The sequence below is a fragment of the Geobacillus sp. WSUCF-018B genome (assembly GCF_002809985.1).
In the GTDB taxonomy this organism is placed as follows: Bacteria; Bacillota; Bacilli; order Bacillales; family Anoxybacillaceae; genus Geobacillus; species Geobacillus thermophilus.
In genome coordinates this window covers 1-15,396 of record NZ_PIJF01000028.1, presented here as the reverse complement: position 1 = coordinate 15,396, position 15,396 = coordinate 1, and the positions used below count along the sequence as shown (strand labels likewise).

The window sequence follows — 15,396 nt, the reverse complement described above, 5'->3', positions numbered from 1 at the left end:
GTGTTAAACAAGCTGTATGATTGGGTTGATGAACGCTTGGATATTACGCCTTTATGGCGGGATATCGCCGATCACGAAGTTCCGGAGCACGTCAACCCGGCCCACCATTTTTCCGCCTTTGTCTATTGTTTCGGCGGACTGACGTTTTTTGTCACGGTCATTCAAATTTTGTCGGGCATGTTTTTGACGATGTACTACGTCCCGGATATTAAAAACGCGTGGGAATCGGTGTATTACTTGCAAAACGAAGTAGCGTTCGGCCAAATTGTGCGCGGCATGCACCACTGGGGGGCAAGCTTGGTCATCGTCATGATGTTCTTACATACGCTGCGCGTCTTTTTCCAAGGGGCGTATAAAAAGCCGCGCGAGATGAACTGGATCGTCGGCGTATTGATCTTTATGGTGATGATGGGTCTTGGCTTTACCGGTTACTTGTTGCCATGGGATATGAAAGCGCTGTTCGCGACGAAAGTCGGTTTGCAAATCGCGGAGGCGACGCCGCTTATCGGTCCGGCGATCAAAACGCTGTTGGCTGGAGATCCGGAAATTGTCGGCGCGCAAACGTTGACGCGCTTCTTTGCCATTCACGTCTTCTTCTTGCCGGCCGCTTTGCTCGGCTTAATGGCAGCGCACTTTTTGATGATTCGTAGACAAGGCATTTCCGGTCCGCTATGATCGGTCGGCCCGCGTTTCGAGGCGATAGAAAAAAGGAGGGAATCACGCAATGCATCGCGGAAAAGGAATGAAATTTGTCGGCGATTCCCGTGTTCCCGCGGTAAGAAAACCGAATATTCCGAAGGACTATTCAGAGTACCCCGGGAAAACGGAAGTGTTTTGGCCGAACTTCCTGCTCAAGGAATGGCTTGTCGGTTCGGTCTTTCTCGTCGGTTTCTTATGCTTGACGGTCGCCCACCCGTCGCCGCTTGAGCGGATCGCTGACCCGACGGACACGACGTACGTGCCGCTGCCTGACTGGTATTTCTTGTTCTTATACCAATTGCTCAAATACTCGTATGCGTCCGGTCCGTATACGGTTATCGGTGCGATCGTCATGCCGGGGCTGGCGTTTGCCGCTTTGCTGCTGGCGCCGTTTTTGGATCGCGGTCCGGAGCGCCGTCCTTGGAAGCGCCCGGTGGCAACCGGCATGATGTTGTTGGCGCTCGCTTCTATTGTTTATTTGACGTGGGAGTCGGTCGTTACACACGACTGGAAAAAAGCAGCTGAGCAAGGGAAAATTCGCGCGGAAGTGGAAATTGATACGAACGCGGAAGGCTATAAAATCGCCCAAGCGAACACATGTACATCGTGTCACGGACAAAACTTGTCCGGCGGCGCCGGCCCGTCGCTCATCGGCACCGGCTTGACGCCGGAAGAGATCGCGAAGATCGCCAAAGAAGGGAAAGGCAACATGCCAGGTGGCATTTTTAAAGGCACGGATGAAGAGCTGAAAAAAATGGCGGAATTCATCGCCGGCTTAAAAGCGGAATAATTCGTTCGGCACGGAAAAGCTGACTCGCGTTAGTCAGCTTTTTTCGTGCCTACATTGAACCGAGATGAGGTGCAGACGATGGCATGGCTTTATGCAATATTGGCCGCCCGGCCGGTTGTTTGGCTGCTGTTGTTCGTGAATGCCGCCGGCACCGTTTACGGCTATTATTGGTACCGCTATCAACTTGCGGAGACGCCGCCCGTCTTTTTGCCGTTTGTTCCCGACAGCCCGACGGCGAGCCTTTTTTTTGTGCTCGTCCTCGCCGCTTGGCTGCTGGGCCGATCCTCGCCGCTGTTTGAGGCGCTCGCGTTGGTGACGCTTGTCAAATACGGGATTTGGGCCGTCGTCATGAACGTGCTCGTTTGGCGCGTCACGGGGACGCTCGATTGGGCTGGCTGGATGCTCGTTGTGTCGCACGGGGCGATGGCGGTCGAAGGCGCACTGTACGCTTCGTTTTATCGATTTCGCTCCGTCCATCTCGCCTTGGCGGCGGTTTGGACGCTGCATAACGATGTCATCGATTACGTGTTTGGCATGATGCCTCGTTACCATATGTTGGAACGATACGCCGATCAAATTGGCTATTTTACCTTTTGGTTGAGCATGGCTTCCATTGCCGCTGCGTATTGGCTCGGCATCCGCGTGCGGCGGCAGCCGCTTTTGCCAGGCGGCCGCATCGATTTCCGTCCGAAAGCGGAATAGAAAATTCAGCCGCGTCTTGATGGCGGTTCCTTGGTCTACTCTTGTCCACTCCTTCATACATTGTAGTAATGAATGAGGGAGGGACGATGATGAAACGAATCGGGCTGGCCATGTTGTTATCGTTTATCTTTTTATGGCCAGCGCTCGTTGGCGCGGCCGGACGACCAAGCGGTTGGGAGCAGCTGGACGATATTTCCGACGAGGCGCTGCAGTTAGGGAAAAACGAGCGTTTTGCCGAAGCAAAAGAGGTGCTCCTCTATTTTTCTGAACGATTTTTTGCCCTTGAGGCGAAAAAACGGTTGAAAACGGCCGATGAGCTGCGGGCGGTGACTGTCACGCACGAACATGCCGTCAAAGCCATGACAGCGCCGATTCCAGACGAGGACAAGGTCGCTGCTCTTACACAGTTCCGCCTTGTCGTCGATGCTGTTCACTCCACCTATCAACCGCTCTGGTCCGAGATGGAACCCGCCGTCATGGAGGCGTTTGCCGTGATGGAACAGGCGGCGGAGCGCGGAGAGAGGAAGGCGTATGCGGCTGCCCTTCGCCGGTTTATGGATCGCTATGCCTTGATTGAGCCGAGCGTGAAAATCGATGTGCCTCCGGAAGAAGCGAAAAAGGTCGACCATGACCTCGAAGTGCTGCAAGGCGCTTCGTTTTGGCGGCTTGGCCAAAGCGAGCAGCGCGAGCAGCTTGCTGCCGCGCGCCGCAATATAGAAGCGTTGTTTGACGGGGTGAAAAAGGACGAAGCCGACCCGTCGCTCATTTGGGTCATGATTTCGACCGGTGGAATGATCGTCTTAACGTTGACGTATGTCGGCTGGCGGAAGTACAGAGGAGAAAAAGAGGCGAAGCGGGCGCGGCAGCCGGAAGAATAGGAGCCGGCTTGCTTTCAAGAGGGGGAATGGTTTCCCCCTCTTTTTTATTTTGACGGCTGCGCGGCACCTGGCAAGCCGGGCATGCCCCGAGATGTTGAGGACAGGGACTTAGTCCTTATTGCTCCAGCGGCCGCTTGTGCTCATCGAGCGTAAACCCTTCGCCGAGCACGTCGTGCACATCGGTGACCGCGACAAAGGCGTGCGGATCGACGGACATAATGACGCTTTTGAGGCGGGGCAATTCGTTTTTGGCCACGACGCAATACAGCACGTCACGGTCGCGTTTCGTATACGAGCCGCGCCCTTTGAGCACAGTGACGCCGCGCTCCATCTCTGTCAAGATCCGGTTGGCGATCTCTTCGCTTTTTTCTGAGATGATGGTCGCCCCTTTTGCCGCATAGCCGCCTTCCTGCAGAAAATCAATGACCCGGGCGGCGATAAAGACGGCGACCAACGTATACATCGCCTCGCGGTATGACAGGTAAAGAAGAAGCGACAACGTGATGACGGCGGCGTCAAAGGCAAACATCGTTTTGCCCATGCTGATGCCTTTGTATTTATGGACGAGGCGGGCGATAATGTCGACGCCGCCGGTTGTGCCGCCGTAGCGGAAAATAATGCCGAGGCCGACGCCGATAAACACGCCGGCAAACAGCGCTGCCAGCGTCATGTCGTGACGGAGCGGCATATGGATCATGTAGCGTTGGAAGATCGATAAAAAAATGGAAACCGCGACCGTGCCGATGACACTATAAAGAAACGTCTGGCGGCCGAGCAACCTCCAACCGATCAAAAAGAGCGGAATATTGAGCGCCAGGTTGGTGATGGCCGGATCAAAACCAAACAAAAAATAAAGAAGAAGCGTAATGCCGGTGAAGCCGCCTTCCGCCAAGTTGTTTTGCATGTTGAAATGGACGAGCCCAAAGGCAAAAATGGCAGCGCCGAGCAAAATAAACAAACTGTTTTTGATCTTTAAGCCGAAAACCATATCGTCCCTCCGTCCGCAAAAATAGTCGGCGTCTTCATTATAGAGGAACTTGTGCGCCCAGGCAATGATGGCCGGAAGCGCGATGATTTGGCACAAGGCGAAAACATTTGTCAAATGCGCTGCTTTTCGTTAACATGGAAACAGGCGAGGTGATGGCCATGCAGGAGAAAACGATGAAACAGATGCAGCGTGAAGTAGACGAATACATCAGCCAGTTTAAGGAAGGCTATTTCAGCCCGCTCGCCATGCTGGCGCGGCTGACCGAAGAGCTCGGCGAACTGGCGCGTGAAGTGAACCACTACTACGGCGAAAAGCCGAAAAAAGCGACCGAACAAGAAAAAACGGTGGAAGAAGAGCTGGGCGATTTGCTGTTTGTGCTCATTTGTTTTGCCAATTCGCTCGGCATTGATTTGCAGGCGGCGCACGATCGGGTGATGGACAAGTTTCGCACCCGCGACCGCGACCGCTGGACGCGGAAGGAGGAAGAATCATGACGATTCGCATCGTCATCGCGGGGCCGCGCGGCCGCATGGGCCGCGAGGCGGTGGCGCTCGTGCAAAAAACAGATCATTTCGAGCTGGCTGCGGTCATTGACCGCCGCTATGATGGCCAAAATTTGGCTGACATCGAAGGGTTTGCCGGCGTCAATGCCCCCATTTACACCGATGCCGCCCGTTGCTTTGTCGAGGTGAAGCCGGATGTGCTCATCGATTTGACGACGCCGGAAGTTGGAAAGCGGCATGCGGAGCTGGCGCTGCGTTACGGCGTTCGTCCGGTTGTCGGCACGACGGGATTCACGCCGGAAGAGATCGAGCGGCTGACCGAACTCGCTGAGGCGAACAACATCGGCGCCATCATCGCGCCCAACTTTGCCATCGGCGCGGTGCTGATGATGAAATTCGCCCGCATGGCGGCCAAATATTTCACGGATGTAGAAATTATCGAGCTGCACCATGACCAAAAGCTGGATGCTCCGTCCGGAACGGCGTTGAAAACGGCGCAGCTCATCGCCGAGGTCCGTCCGTCGAAAAAGCAAGGTCATCCGGACGAAAAAGAAACGCTTGAAGGGGCGCGCGGAGCCGCGTACGACGGCATTCCGATCCACAGCGTCCGCCTACCGGGGTTTGTCGCCCATCAAGAAGTCATTTTTGGCGGCGACGGTCAGACGTTGACGATCCGCCATGACTCGTTTCATCGGAGTTCATTTATGTCCGGGGTGAAGCTTGCCGTCGAGACGGTCATGCATTTACATACGCTTGTGTATGGGCTTGAACATATTTTAGAATAGCGCGGCTTGCGCAAACGGGGGAGAGGGAAACGTGAAAATCGCCTTGATTGCCCACGACAAGAAAAAAGCGGACATGGTCGCCTTTGCGACCGCCTATGCGCCCGTGCTGGCCAACCATGAACTGTATGCCACCGGCACGACCGGGCTGCGCATTCAGGAGGCGACCGGCCTTGCCGTCCACCGCTTCCAGTCCGGACCGTACGGGGGCGACCAAGAAATTGGGGCGATGATCGCCCGCAATGAAATGGACCTCGTCATTTTTTTCCGCGACCCGCTGACCGCCCAGCCGCACGAGCCGGACATCAGCGCGTTGATGCGCCTTTGCGACGTCTATGCCGTGCCGTTGGCGACGAACATCGGTACGGCCGAGCTGCTCATCCGTGCGTTGGAGCGCGGCGATTTGGCATGGCGCAGCATTGTGCGCGGCCGAACAAAAGGCGGGGAGGAATCGAAAACAGAAAGGTGACAGCGATGACGGAAACGTGTGATTTATTGGCGTTTGGCGCCCATCCGGATGATGTTGAAATCGGCATGGGCGGAACGATCGCCAAATACACGCGCCGCGGTTTTCGGGTGATCATTTGCGATTTGACGAAGGCGGAACTGTCGTCCAACGGTACGGTCGACGAGCGGCAGAAAGAGGCGGCCGAGGCGGCCCGGCGGCTTGGCGTGGCGCTTCGCCTCAACCTCGGGCTGCCGGACCGCGGCCTTTTGATCAGGGAAGAGGCGATTCGCCGCATCGTGTCGGTCATCCGCCGCTACCGCCCGCGCGTCGTCTTTGCTCCGTATTGGGTCGACCGTCATCCCGACCACGGGCAATGCGCCCGCCTTGTCGAGGAGGCGGTCTTTTCTGCCGGCATCCGCCGCTACGGCGCCGGGGAGCTTGGCGACGCCCACCGCGTCCGCGCTATGTATTATTACATGATCAATGCGTTTGAACGGCCGCATTTTCTGATCGATATTAGCGAGACGGTCGGCGACAAGCTGGCGAGCCTGCGCGCGTATGAAAGCCAATTTGAAAAGCGGCCCGGTTCGGTGGACACGCCGCTGACAAACGGCTACATCGAGACGGTGGAAAGCCGCGAGCGTTGGTTTGGCCAGCAAATTGGCGCTGCCTATGCCGAAGGGTTTTTGTCCAAAACGCCGATTCATCTTTTTGATTTATTCGAGGGGGCGCGATGAAGCTGAAAATCGGGATTGTTTGTTATCCGACAGTCGGAGGCTCAGGGGTCGTTGCCACCGAGCTCGGCAAGCTGCTGGCCGAAAAAGGGCATGAGATCCATTTTATTTCCTCGAGCATGCCGTTTCGGTTGAACAAAGTATATGGAAACATTTATTACCATGAAGTGAACGTCAATCAGTATTCGGTCTTTCAGTATCCGCCGTACGATTTGGCCCTTGCCAACAAAATCGCGGCGGTGGCCAAGCGCGAACGGCTCGATGTGCTTCATGCCCATTACGCCGTCCCGCACGCCGTTTGCGCCGTGCTGGCGCGGCAAATGGTCGGCGAGCTGCCGATCGTCACGACGCTGCACGGCACCGATATTACCGTCTTGGGTTATGATCCGTCGCTGTCTGACATGATCAAGTTCGGCATTGAGCAGTCCGATATCGTCACCGCGGTGTCTGACGCCCTCGTGCGGCAGACGTACGAGCTGCTCGATGTGCAAAAACCGATCTATACGGTGTACAACTTTGTCGACGAACGCGTGTACCGCCGTCGGGAGGCCGGCCATTTGCGGCGGGAATACGGCATCAGTGAACAGGAAAAGGTCGTGATCCATGTCTCCAACTTTCGGAAAGTGAAGCGCGTGCCCGATGTCGTGCGGGCGTTTGCCATCGTCCGCCGCCATATGCCGGCCAAGCTCTTGCTTGTCGGCGACGGCCCAGAAATGACCGTCGTCTGCCGGCTTGTCAAAGAGCTCGGGCTCAACGGCGATGTCCGATTTTTGGGGAAACAGGACAAACTCGAAGAGCTGTACTCGATCAGCGATGTGATGATGCTCTTGTCGGAAAAAGAAAGCTTCGGGCTCGTCCTGCTCGAAGCGATGGCGTGCGGCGTTCCGTGCATCGGCACCGCCATCGGCGGCATTCCGGAAGTGATCGAAGACGGAAAAAGCGGGTTTTTATGTCCGCTTGGCGATGTTGAAGAAGCGGCTCGGCGGACGCTTATGCTGCTGACCGACCGCCGCCTTCATCAAGAGATGGCGCGCCAGGCCGTGCAAATGGTCGAGCAAAAGTTTCGTTCGTCCGACATCGTCGGGCAATATGAACAGCTGTACATTTCGCTCGCCGCAAGGAAGGTGAAATGATGAAACCGCCGTTTCAAGAGGCGCTCGGCATCATTCAACAGCTGAAACAGCATGGCTATGACGCCTATTTCGTCGGCGGAGCGGTGCGTGATTTGCTGCTTGGACGCCCGATCGGCGATGTGGATATTGCGACAAGCGCCTTGCCGGAAGACGTTATGGCGATTTTTCCAAAGACGATCGATGTCGGCTCGAAACACGGCACGGTCGTCGTTGTCCATAAAGGAAAAGCGTATGAAGTGACAACATTTCGCACGGACGGCGACTATGAGGACTACCGCCGTCCGGAGTCGGTGACGTTTGTCCGCTCGCTTGAGGAAGACTTAAAACGGCGCGATTTTACGATGAATGCCATCGCCATGGACGAATATGGGGCTATCATTGATCCGTTTGGAGGGCGAGAGGCGATTCGCCGGCGAATCATTCGCACCGTCGGAGAGGCGGAAAAGCGGTTTCGTGAAGATGCGCTTCGCATGATGCGGGCCGTTCGCTTTGTCAGCCAGCTCGGATTTGCGCTTGCGCCGGATACGGAACAGGCGATCGTCCAAAACGCTCCGCTTTTGGCCCACATTTCAGTCGAGCGGATGACGATGGAGATGGAAAAGCTGCTCGGCGGTCCGTTTGCCGCCAGGGCGCTGCCGCTGTTGGCCGAAACCGGATTGAACGCTTACTTGCCTGGTTTGGCAGGGAAAGAGAAGCAACTGCGTCTGGCGGCGGCTTATCGTTGGCCATGGCTTGCCGCGCGCGAAGAACGGTGGGCGCTTTTGTGCCATGCGCTTGGTGTGCAGGAAAGCCGGCCGTTTTTGCGCGCGTGGAAGCTCCCGAACAAAGTGGTCGACGAAGCGGGCGCCATTTTGACGGCGTTGGCTGACATTCCACGGCCGGAAGCATGGACGAACGAACAGCTGTTTTCCGCCGGCCTTGAGCGGGCGCTCTCGGTGGAAACAGTGCGCGCCGCCTTCACCGGCGCGCCGCCTGGGCCATGGCATGAGAAACTGCGCCGCCGCTTTGCCTCCTTGCCGATCAAAACGAAAGGGGAGCTGGCGGTCAACGGAAAAGACGTGATCGAATGGGTCGGGAAACCGGCCGGCCCGTGGGTGAAAGAGGCGCTGGACGCCATATGGCGGGCGGTCGTCAACGGAGAAGTCGAGAACGAGAAGGAGCGGATTTACGCATGGCTCATGGAGCGCAATCGGACACGCGAAAAAAACTGTTAGAGCTGTTTGCCGAAGCGAACGGCGAGTTTTTGTCGGGACAAAAAATCAGCGAACGGCTCGGCTGTTCGCGGGCGGCCGTATGGAAACACATCGAGGAGCTGCGCAAAGAAGGCTTTGAACTCGAAGCGGTGCGCCGCCTTGGCTATCGGATCGTAAGCACGCCGGATAAGGTGACGGCGAATGAAATCCAGCTCGGCCTGAAAACGGAAACGCTCGGCCATACGATCCATTTTTTCGAGGAAGTCGATTCCACGCAGCGCATCGCCGCCAAGCTGGCGTACGAAGGGGCGCCGGAGGGGACGCTGGTCGTCGCGGAAGAGCAAAAAGCCGGCCGCGGGCGCCTCGATCGGAAATGGTTTTCTCCGAAAGGAACCGGCATTTGGATGAGCCTTATTTTGCGCCCGCCCATCCCCCCGCAGCGGGCGCCGCAATTGACGCTGCTTGTGGCGGTGGCCATTAGCCAAGCCATTCAAGAAGTGACCGGGCTTGTCCCGGATATTAAATGGCCGAACGACATTTTGCTTCACGGCAAAAAAGGCGTCGGCATTTTAACCGAGCTGCAGGCCGATCCCGACCGCGTCCACTCGGTCATCGTCGGCATCGGCATTAACGTCAATCAAACAGCGGAACAATTTCCCGAGGACATTCGCGCCATCGCCACGTCGCTTGCCATTGAAAAAGGCGAACGCATCAAGCGTGCGCCGCTCATTCAAGAAATTTTGCTCCGCATCGAGCGGCTGTATAAGCAATATTTGGCGCACGGCTTCCGCCCCATCAAGCTTCTTTGGGAAGGGTATGCGGTTTCGATCGGCAAGCCGGTGACGGCAAGAACGCTGGGCGGCACGATTCGCGGCATCGCCCGCGGCATCACCGAAGACGGGCTGCTCATTCTCGAAGATGAGGAGCAAAACACCCATTATATTCACTCAGCCGATATTCAGTTGTAAATTGCCACTAGAAAAATTGTGACAATTTTGTTAAAATACAAGGCGAGGAAAGGGCAGTATCTTTGTCAAGAAAGAGCTGCACCGAGGCTGGCAACATGAATAAATGGTTGAGACGATCTGCCTTGATCCTTACTCGAAGGACTGGGACAGAGGGGTGAACGAAACCGACGGCGGTTTATGGCGTCCTTCTTTCTCAAGGCGGGAAAGAAGGACGTTTTGTTTCGGTCGCGTCACCTCCTCTGCAACAAAAGGGGAGGGAGTCAATGTGAAGACGAAAACGGATTTTTTTCGCATGAAACAGACAGGCGAGCCCATCGTCATGGTGACCGCCTATGATTTTCCATCGGCCAAGCTCGCGGAGCAAGCCGGGGTGGACATGATTTTGGTCGGCGACTCGCTCGGCATGGTCGTGCTCGGCTATGACTCGACGATTCCGGTGACGGTTGAGGACATGATTCATCATACGAAGGCGGTGCGGCGGGGCGCGCCCAACACGTTTGTCGTCACGGACATGCCGTTTATGTCCTACCATGCGTCGAAAGAGGAAGCGTTGCAAAACGCCCGGCGCATCATGCAGCAGTCGGGGGCGAACGCCGTCAAAGTGGAAGGAGCCGATGAAGTTACCGGCGTCATCGCCGCGTTGACGAAAGCCGGCGTGCCGGTCGTCGCCCACCTCGGGCTGACACCGCAGTCGGTCGGCGTCCTCGGCGGCTACAAAGTGCAAGGCAAAGATGCGGAAAGCGCCAAAAAGCTTATGGATGATGCGAAACAGTGCGAACAAGCGGGCGCGATCGCCTTGGTGCTCGAATGCGTGCCAAGGCAGCTTGGCGCCGCCATTGCCCGGGAGCTTCATATTCCTGTCATCGGCATCGGCGCCGGGGCCGAGGTGGACGGCCAAGTGCTCGTGTATCATGATGTGCTCGGCTACGGTGTTGACCGTGTGCCGAAGTTTGTCAAACAATACGCCGTCATTCAAGATGCCGTCGTCCAGGCATTGGCCAACTATGTCGCCGATGTCAAACTGCGACAGTTTCCAGAGCCGGCGCACGCGTTTACCATGAAGGAAGAAGAATGGATGGCGTTATACGGAGGAAAGCAATGATGATCGTTGTCGACCGCATTGCGACAATGCAGGCGTTGATGCGCCAATATCGCCGCGAAGGAAAAACGATTGGGTTCGTCCCGACGATGGGCTATTTGCACGATGGGCACGCCGCGCTCATCGACCGGGCGCGCGAAGAGAACGATATCGTTGTGCTCAGCATTTTTGTCAACCCGCTTCAGTTTGGACCGAACGAAGATTTTGCCCGCTACCCGCGCGATTTTGAGCGCGACCGGCGCATCGCCGGCCAGCATGGCGTGGACGTATTGTTTCACCCGGAGGCGGACGAAATGTATCCGGCGCCGCTCTCGGTGCAAGCGGTCGTCAAGGCGCGCACCGATGTGTTGTGTGGGCGGTCGCGGCCCGGCCATTTCGACGGCGTGGCGACCGTGCTCATTAAGCTGTTCAATATCGTCATGCCGGACCGCGCCTATTTCGGGATGAAAGACGCCCAGCAGGTGGCCGTTGTCGCCGGCTTAATCCGCGACTTTAATTTTCCGATCGAGCTCGTGCCGGTGCCGACGGTGCGCGAGACCGACGGGCTGGCGAAAAGCTCGCGCAACGTTTATTTATCGCCGCAGGAGCGAAAGGAAGCGCCGGCGCTCTACGAGGCGCTTAAGGCCGCAGCAGCGGCTGTTGACCGCGGGGAGCGGAACGCGGAAGCCATCCGCCGCCTCGTGCGGGAGCATATTGAGGCGCATACGCATGCGGAAATCGATTATGTTGAAGTATGCTCATATCCCGATTTAACGCCGCTTTCGGCGCTCGCCGGAACGGTGCTCATTGCGGTTGCCGTCCGGTTTGCGGGCGCCCGCTTGATCGATAACATCATGGTCGAGTTGCCTGCAGCGGACAGGCGAGGGGAGTAAAGGGGGGGATCGTCCATGTTTCGTACGCTCATGAACGCCAAAATTCATCGCGCCCGTGTGACGGAAGCGAACCTGGATTACGTCGGCAGCATTACCATCGATGAAGATATTTTGGACGCCGTCGGCATGGTGGCTAATGAAAAAGTGCAGGTGGTCAACAATAATAATGGAGCCCGCTTTGAAACGTATATCATCCCCGGGGAGCGCGGCAGCGGCGTCTTTTGCCTAAACGGCGCGGCCGCCCGCCTCGTGCAAAAAGGGGATATCATCATCGTAATTTCGTATGCGCTCGTTCCGGAAGAAAAAGTCGCCGCGCATCGTCCGAAAATCGCCATTATGGACGAACACAACCGGATCGCGCAGCTTATCGCCGAAGAGCCGGCACATACGATTTTATAATGTGGTCAAAAAGGGGCTTTCCGCCCCTTTTCGTTTTGAGGTGATCGTTTATGGCAATGCGCTTTGTCATTATTGATTTGGAGACAACCGGAAACGGGCCGAAAAAGGGCGACCGGATCATCCAGCTCGGCATGGCGGTGGTGGAAGGCCGCTCAATCGTGGCGCGGTTTGCCAGCTTTTTCAACCCTGAACAGCCGATCCCGCCATTTATCCAACAGCTGACCAATTTCCGGCGCCGTTTCGCTACGAGGAACAGGCTGCGCTCTTTGTGCCGGCGGACATGCCGCTCGCTTCCGCTGTTTCGGTCGAGACGTATGCCGAGGCGGCAGCGGCGGCCATCACAGCGGTCGCCCGGCGCGTCGGCCGGCGGCTGCTTGTGCTGTTTCCATCGTACGAATTGTTGAAAATGACCGTCGAGGCGTTAAAAAACGACGAGGCGGACGAACCATTTGTCTTGATCGCTCAAGGGGTGCAAAGCGGCAGTCCGGCCAAGCTCATCCGGACGTTTTTGCAGTTTGAGCGCGCTGTGCTGTTTGGGACGAGCGGTTTTTGGGAGGGGGTCGATTTGCCGGGGGATGCGCTTGATGCGCTCATCATCGCGCGTTTGCCGTTTGCTCCTCCGGACGATCCGGTGATGGAAGCGAAAAGCGAACGCATTCGTGCACGGGGAGGCGATCCGTTTTATGAGCTGTCGCTTCCCGAGGCCGTCCTCCGATTGAAGCAAGGCGTCGGCCGTCTTATCCGCACCGAGCGCGACAAGGGAGTGGTGTTCGTCCTTGACCGCCGGTTGACGAACGCCCCGTACCGAGCGGACTTTCTCGCGTCGCTGCCGCCGCTTCCTGTGCATGAGGGTGGACTTTTGGAGCTGCTCGATGCGGCGGACGCCTGGCTTTGGCAAGGCCGCCGGCCCAATGGCGTTTAGGGCATGTCGTCGCTTCCTTCTCATAAAGAGAGGGGAAACGGTGCAATCTAAAGATGGCAGGCAGCAAAAAAATTCCCCGCATCGAGCGGGGGCGGAAGGAAGCAAATTTGCGTTGGCGGTGTAGGCGGGCAAATTTGTTATGAAATGGTCGAACAAACCTGCTATAATAGGGAAGAAGCACAACTGCGATGCTGGCAGCCTGCGGCTTTCGCTGCCTGGCTGCAGATCTGCTGTATTTGTATTGTTGCCGGAGCCGCCGGCCTGTATAAGTAACAAAATTTGCGCCGCACAGGAGGAAGCGACGAAAATGGAAAGCAAAATTGAAGTGCTCGCCACCGTCAAAGTTCAGCATTCCGACGATTTGTACAAAATTGTCGACTGCTTGAACCGGACGCTGAAGCGCAACAATTTAATGTTTGGCCTTGCTTTGGATGAGAACGACAAACGGCAGGCCGTCTTCACGATTTACCGGACGTGATCGCGATGAAAAAATGGGGATGGTTGGCTCTCCTTTTTTTTGGTTTCCTCATTTGGCAGGCATGGTCGATTTATGGAGAGGCGATGGCGCCCAAACGGTCCATGGCGGAACACGCGCTTGCGCGGGCGAGGGAGGCAGTCGGATTGATTGACGTCAAGAAAGTCTATACATATTATGGGGATGAAGCGTACACTGTATTCATCGGCCGGACGAAGCAAGAAAAAACGGACGTCGTCGTTTGGGTGCCGGAAAAAGGAGGAAATGTCGTCGTCAAGCGGGCGGACAGCGGCATCAGCGAAGCAAAAGCGCGCGCCATTTTAGAGCGCGACCGCCGCCCGCAGCAGATCATTGACGCGACGCTCGGCATGGAAAAAGGCGTGCCTCTTTGGGAGTTGACATATATCGATTCGGAAGGAAGGTATTCGTTTTATTACCTTCATTTCACCGATGGCGCGTTCTTGAAGAGGTACAGTTTTCAACGATGAGGACATGAGGGGGAAGAAGCGATGAAATTGGCAAAACGGGTGGCGTCGCTGACGCCATCGGCGACATTGGCCATTACGGCGAAAGCGAAAGAATTGAAAGCGGCTGGATACGACGTGATCGGCCTCGGGGCCGGAGAGCCGGATTTCAATACGCCGCGGCACATTCTCGATGCAGCGGTAAGAGCGATGAACGAAGGGCATACGAAATATACGCCCTCGGGTGGGCTGCCGGCGCTGAAGGCGGAAATCATCAAAAAGTTTGCCCGCGACCAAGGGCTTGAGTATGAGCCGGCGGAAGTGATTGTATGCGTCGGGGCGAAGCACGCCCTTTACACCCTCTTTCAAGTGCTGCTCGACGAGGGCGATGAGGTCATCATCCCGACGCCGTATTGGGTCAGCTACCCGGAACAAGTGAAGCTCGCCGGCGGCGTTCCCGTTTATGTGGAAGGGCTGGAACAACACGATTTCAAAATTACGCCAGAGCAGCTGAAGCAGGCGATCACGCCGCGGACGAAGGCGGTCATCATCAACTCGCCGAGCAACCCGACCGGCATGATTTACACGGCCGAAGAACTGAAGGCGCTCGGTGACGTTTGCTTAGAATACGGCCTCTTGATCGTCTCCGACGAAATTTATGAAAAGCTGATTTACGGCGGAGCGAAGCATGTCTCGATCGCCGAGCTGGCGCCGGAGCTGAAAGCGCAGACCGTCATCATCAACGGGGTGTCGAAGTCGCATTCGATGACGGGATGGCGCATCGGGTATGCGGCAGGTCCAAAAGAAATCATCAAAGCGATGACCGACTTGGCGAGCCACAGTACATCCAACCCGACGTCAATCGCCCAATACGCGGCCATCGCCGCGTACAGCGGCCCGCAGGATCCGGTGGAAGAAATGCGCCGGGCGTTTGAAGAGCGGCTCCATATCATTTACGACAAGCTTGTGCAAATTCCAGGGTTTACATGCGTCAAGCCGCAAGGGGCGTTTTACTTGTTCCCGAACGCCCGCAAAGCGGCGGAGATGGCGGGCTGCCGCACGGTCGACGAGTTCGTCGCCGTCTTGCTCGAAGAGGCGAAAGTCGCCCTCGTGCCCGGCTCCGGGTTTGGAGCGCCGGACAATGTCCGCCTGTCGTATGCGACTTCGCTTGAGGCGCTGGAAACGGCGGTGGAACGCATCCGCCGATTCATGGAAGCGCGCGCGTAACCAAATCCACGCGGGGCAGGGTATATAGATGCAATTTGAAGATTTACCATTTGCAGCTTTTATCGACTGTCAGGCGACCGAACAACGCCGCTTCACAGACCCATATATGGGTCTGTGAAG

General features: G+C 56.6%; 18 protein-coding genes and 2 pseudogenes. 19 read left to right on the top strand and 1 reads right to left on the bottom strand.

Annotated elements, in window-relative coordinates; translation table 11 throughout:
- From qcrB to ypjB, 4 genes are all read left to right on the top strand, one after another.
- Positions 1 to 675, top strand: a complete 675-nt coding sequence (qcrB, locus tag CV944_RS09745; RefSeq protein ID WP_011231676.1) for a menaquinol-cytochrome c reductase cytochrome b subunit — start codon at positions 1 to 3, stop codon at positions 673 to 675.
- 49 nt (positions 676 to 724) lie between these two features.
- Positions 725 to 1,489: a menaquinol-cytochrome c reductase cytochrome b/c subunit gene (locus tag CV944_RS09740; protein WP_100659239.1), complete on the top strand. Its 765-nt coding sequence runs from the start codon at positions 725 to 727 to the stop codon at positions 1,487 to 1,489.
- A 78-nt stretch (positions 1,490 to 1,567) separates the two neighbouring features.
- Positions 1,568 to 2,191, top strand: coding sequence for a lipoprotein heptaprenylglyceryl N-acetyltransferase LhaT (gene lhaT, locus CV944_RS09735; protein WP_033014015.1), 624 nt, complete (start codon positions 1,568 to 1,570; stop codon positions 2,189 to 2,191).
- Between the two features lie 89 nt (positions 2,192 to 2,280).
- Positions 2,281 to 3,069 carry a sporulation protein YpjB gene (gene ypjB / locus CV944_RS09730; protein WP_063330392.1) on the top strand — a complete coding sequence of 263 codons (789 nt, stop codon included), beginning with the start codon at positions 2,281 to 2,283 and terminating at the stop codon, positions 3,067 to 3,069.
- 115 nt (positions 3,070 to 3,184) lie between these two features.
- Here the strand turns inward: ypjB and CV944_RS09725 are convergent, their stop codons facing one another.
- Positions 3,185 to 4,057, bottom strand: coding sequence for a YitT family protein (locus tag CV944_RS09725; protein ID WP_094239961.1), 873 nt, complete (start codon positions 4,055 to 4,057; stop codon positions 3,185 to 3,187).
- A gap of 158 nt (positions 4,058 to 4,215) precedes the next feature.
- Between CV944_RS09725 and CV944_RS09720 the strand changes: the two genes are divergently transcribed.
- From CV944_RS09720 to CV944_RS09645, 15 genes and pseudogenes are all read left to right on the top strand, one after another.
- Positions 4,216 to 4,551 carry a nucleotide pyrophosphohydrolase gene (locus CV944_RS09720; RefSeq protein ID WP_033010114.1) on the top strand — a complete coding sequence of 112 codons (336 nt, stop codon included), beginning with the start codon at positions 4,216 to 4,218 and terminating at the stop codon, positions 4,549 to 4,551.
- The gene (gene dapB / locus CV944_RS09715) at positions 4,548 to 5,345 is read left to right on the top strand and encodes a 4-hydroxy-tetrahydrodipicolinate reductase (RefSeq protein ID WP_033014017.1); all 798 of its coding nucleotides are present in this window, start codon (positions 4,548 to 4,550) and stop codon (positions 5,343 to 5,345) included. Before CV944_RS09720 ends, dapB begins: the two co-directional genes overlap by 4 nt.
- 31 nt (positions 5,346 to 5,376) lie before the next feature.
- Positions 5,377 to 5,811 carry a methylglyoxal synthase gene (gene mgsA, locus CV944_RS09710; protein WP_033010087.1) on the top strand — a complete coding sequence of 145 codons (435 nt, stop codon included), beginning with the start codon at positions 5,377 to 5,379 and terminating at the stop codon, positions 5,809 to 5,811.
- 5 nt (positions 5,812 to 5,816) lie between these two features.
- Positions 5,817 to 6,527 (top strand): bacillithiol biosynthesis deacetylase BshB1, encoded by a 711-nt coding sequence (gene bshB1, locus CV944_RS09705; protein ID WP_094238869.1) that lies wholly within the window; start codon positions 5,817 to 5,819, stop codon positions 6,525 to 6,527.
- Positions 6,524 to 7,657 (top strand): N-acetyl-alpha-D-glucosaminyl L-malate synthase BshA, encoded by a 1,134-nt coding sequence (gene bshA, locus CV944_RS09700; RefSeq protein ID WP_100664108.1) that lies wholly within the window; start codon positions 6,524 to 6,526, stop codon positions 7,655 to 7,657. Before bshB1 ends, bshA begins: the two co-directional genes overlap by 4 nt.
- A complete protein-coding gene (locus tag CV944_RS09695) occupies positions 7,657 to 8,871 on the top strand; it encodes a CCA tRNA nucleotidyltransferase (protein WP_063210374.1) in 1,215 nt (404 codons plus the stop codon). Before bshA ends, CV944_RS09695 begins: the two co-directional genes overlap by 1 nt.
- Entirely contained in the window at positions 8,829 to 9,818 is a 990-nt protein-coding gene (locus tag CV944_RS09690) for a biotin--[acetyl-CoA-carboxylase] ligase (protein WP_050367445.1), read from the top strand. Before CV944_RS09695 ends, CV944_RS09690 begins: the two co-directional genes overlap by 43 nt.
- A gap of 265 nt (positions 9,819 to 10,083) precedes the next feature.
- The gene (panB, locus tag CV944_RS09685; RefSeq protein ID WP_100664107.1) at positions 10,084 to 10,920 is read left to right on the top strand and encodes a 3-methyl-2-oxobutanoate hydroxymethyltransferase; all 837 of its coding nucleotides are present in this window, start codon (positions 10,084 to 10,086) and stop codon (positions 10,918 to 10,920) included.
- A complete protein-coding gene (gene panC / locus CV944_RS09680) occupies positions 10,920 to 11,789 on the top strand; it encodes a pantoate--beta-alanine ligase (RefSeq protein ID WP_033010093.1) in 870 nt (289 codons plus the stop codon). Before panB ends, panC begins: the two co-directional genes overlap by 1 nt.
- Positions 11,790 to 11,804: 15 nt before the next feature.
- Complete coding sequence (gene panD, locus CV944_RS09675) at positions 11,805 to 12,188, top strand: aspartate 1-decarboxylase (protein WP_033010095.1); 384 nt, start codon at positions 11,805 to 11,807, stop codon at positions 12,186 to 12,188.
- A 50-nt stretch (positions 12,189 to 12,238) separates the two neighbouring features.
- Positions 12,239 to 12,355, top strand: a pseudogene (locus CV944_RS17960) (exonuclease domain-containing protein); the annotation flags it as partial.
- 59 nt (positions 12,356 to 12,414) lie between these two features.
- Positions 12,415 to 13,110: pseudogene (locus CV944_RS09665) on the top strand (helicase C-terminal domain-containing protein); the annotation flags it as partial.
- 307 nt (positions 13,111 to 13,417) lie between these two features.
- Positions 13,418 to 13,588 carry a YpmA family protein gene (locus CV944_RS09655; protein ID WP_064502496.1) on the top strand — a complete coding sequence of 57 codons (171 nt, stop codon included), beginning with the start codon at positions 13,418 to 13,420 and terminating at the stop codon, positions 13,586 to 13,588.
- Between the two features lie 5 nt (positions 13,589 to 13,593).
- On the top strand, positions 13,594 to 14,073 hold the full coding sequence (locus tag CV944_RS09650) for a cell wall elongation regulator TseB-like domain-containing protein (RefSeq protein WP_033010097.1): 480 nt from the start codon (positions 13,594 to 13,596) through the stop codon (positions 14,071 to 14,073).
- A 21-nt stretch (positions 14,074 to 14,094) separates the two neighbouring features.
- A complete protein-coding gene (locus tag CV944_RS09645; RefSeq protein WP_033010098.1) occupies positions 14,095 to 15,276 on the top strand; it encodes a pyridoxal phosphate-dependent aminotransferase in 1,182 nt (393 codons plus the stop codon).
- Positions 15,277 to 15,396: the final 120 nt, after the last annotated feature.

Excerpts from the sequence above, each read along its gene's own strand:
- CV944_RS09740 (WP_100659239.1), top strand. The coding sequence starts at position 725 with ATGCATCGCGGAAAAGGAATGAAATTTGTCGGCGATTCCCGTGTTCCC.
- lhaT (WP_033014015.1), top strand. The coding sequence starts at position 1,568 with ATGGCATGGCTTTATGCAATATTGGCCGCCCGGCCGGTTGTTTGGCTG.
- ypjB (WP_063330392.1), top strand. The coding sequence starts at position 2,281 with ATGAAACGAATCGGGCTGGCCATGTTGTTATCGTTTATCTTTTTATGG.
- CV944_RS09725 (WP_094239961.1), bottom strand. The coding sequence starts at position 4,057 with ATGGTTTTCGGCTTAAAGATCAAAAACAGTTTGTTTATTTTGCTCGGC.
- CV944_RS09720 (WP_033010114.1), top strand. The coding sequence starts at position 4,216 with ATGCAGGAGAAAACGATGAAACAGATGCAGCGTGAAGTAGACGAATAC.
- dapB (WP_033014017.1), top strand. The coding sequence starts at position 4,548 with ATGACGATTCGCATCGTCATCGCGGGGCCGCGCGGCCGCATGGGCCGC.
- bshB1 (WP_094238869.1), top strand. The coding sequence starts at position 5,817 with ATGACGGAAACGTGTGATTTATTGGCGTTTGGCGCCCATCCGGATGAT.
- bshA (WP_100664108.1), top strand. The coding sequence starts at position 6,524 with ATGAAGCTGAAAATCGGGATTGTTTGTTATCCGACAGTCGGAGGCTCA.
- CV944_RS09695 (WP_063210374.1), top strand. The coding sequence starts at position 7,657 with ATGAAACCGCCGTTTCAAGAGGCGCTCGGCATCATTCAACAGCTGAAA.
- CV944_RS09690 (WP_050367445.1), top strand. The coding sequence starts at position 8,829 with ATGGCTCATGGAGCGCAATCGGACACGCGAAAAAAACTGTTAGAGCTG.
- panC (WP_033010093.1), top strand. The coding sequence starts at position 10,920 with ATGATCGTTGTCGACCGCATTGCGACAATGCAGGCGTTGATGCGCCAA.
- panD (WP_033010095.1), top strand. The coding sequence starts at position 11,805 with ATGTTTCGTACGCTCATGAACGCCAAAATTCATCGCGCCCGTGTGACG.
- CV944_RS09655 (WP_064502496.1), top strand. The coding sequence starts at position 13,418 with ATGGAAAGCAAAATTGAAGTGCTCGCCACCGTCAAAGTTCAGCATTCC.
- CV944_RS09650 (WP_033010097.1), top strand. The coding sequence starts at position 13,594 with ATGAAAAAATGGGGATGGTTGGCTCTCCTTTTTTTTGGTTTCCTCATT.
- CV944_RS09645 (WP_033010098.1), top strand. The coding sequence starts at position 14,095 with ATGAAATTGGCAAAACGGGTGGCGTCGCTGACGCCATCGGCGACATTG.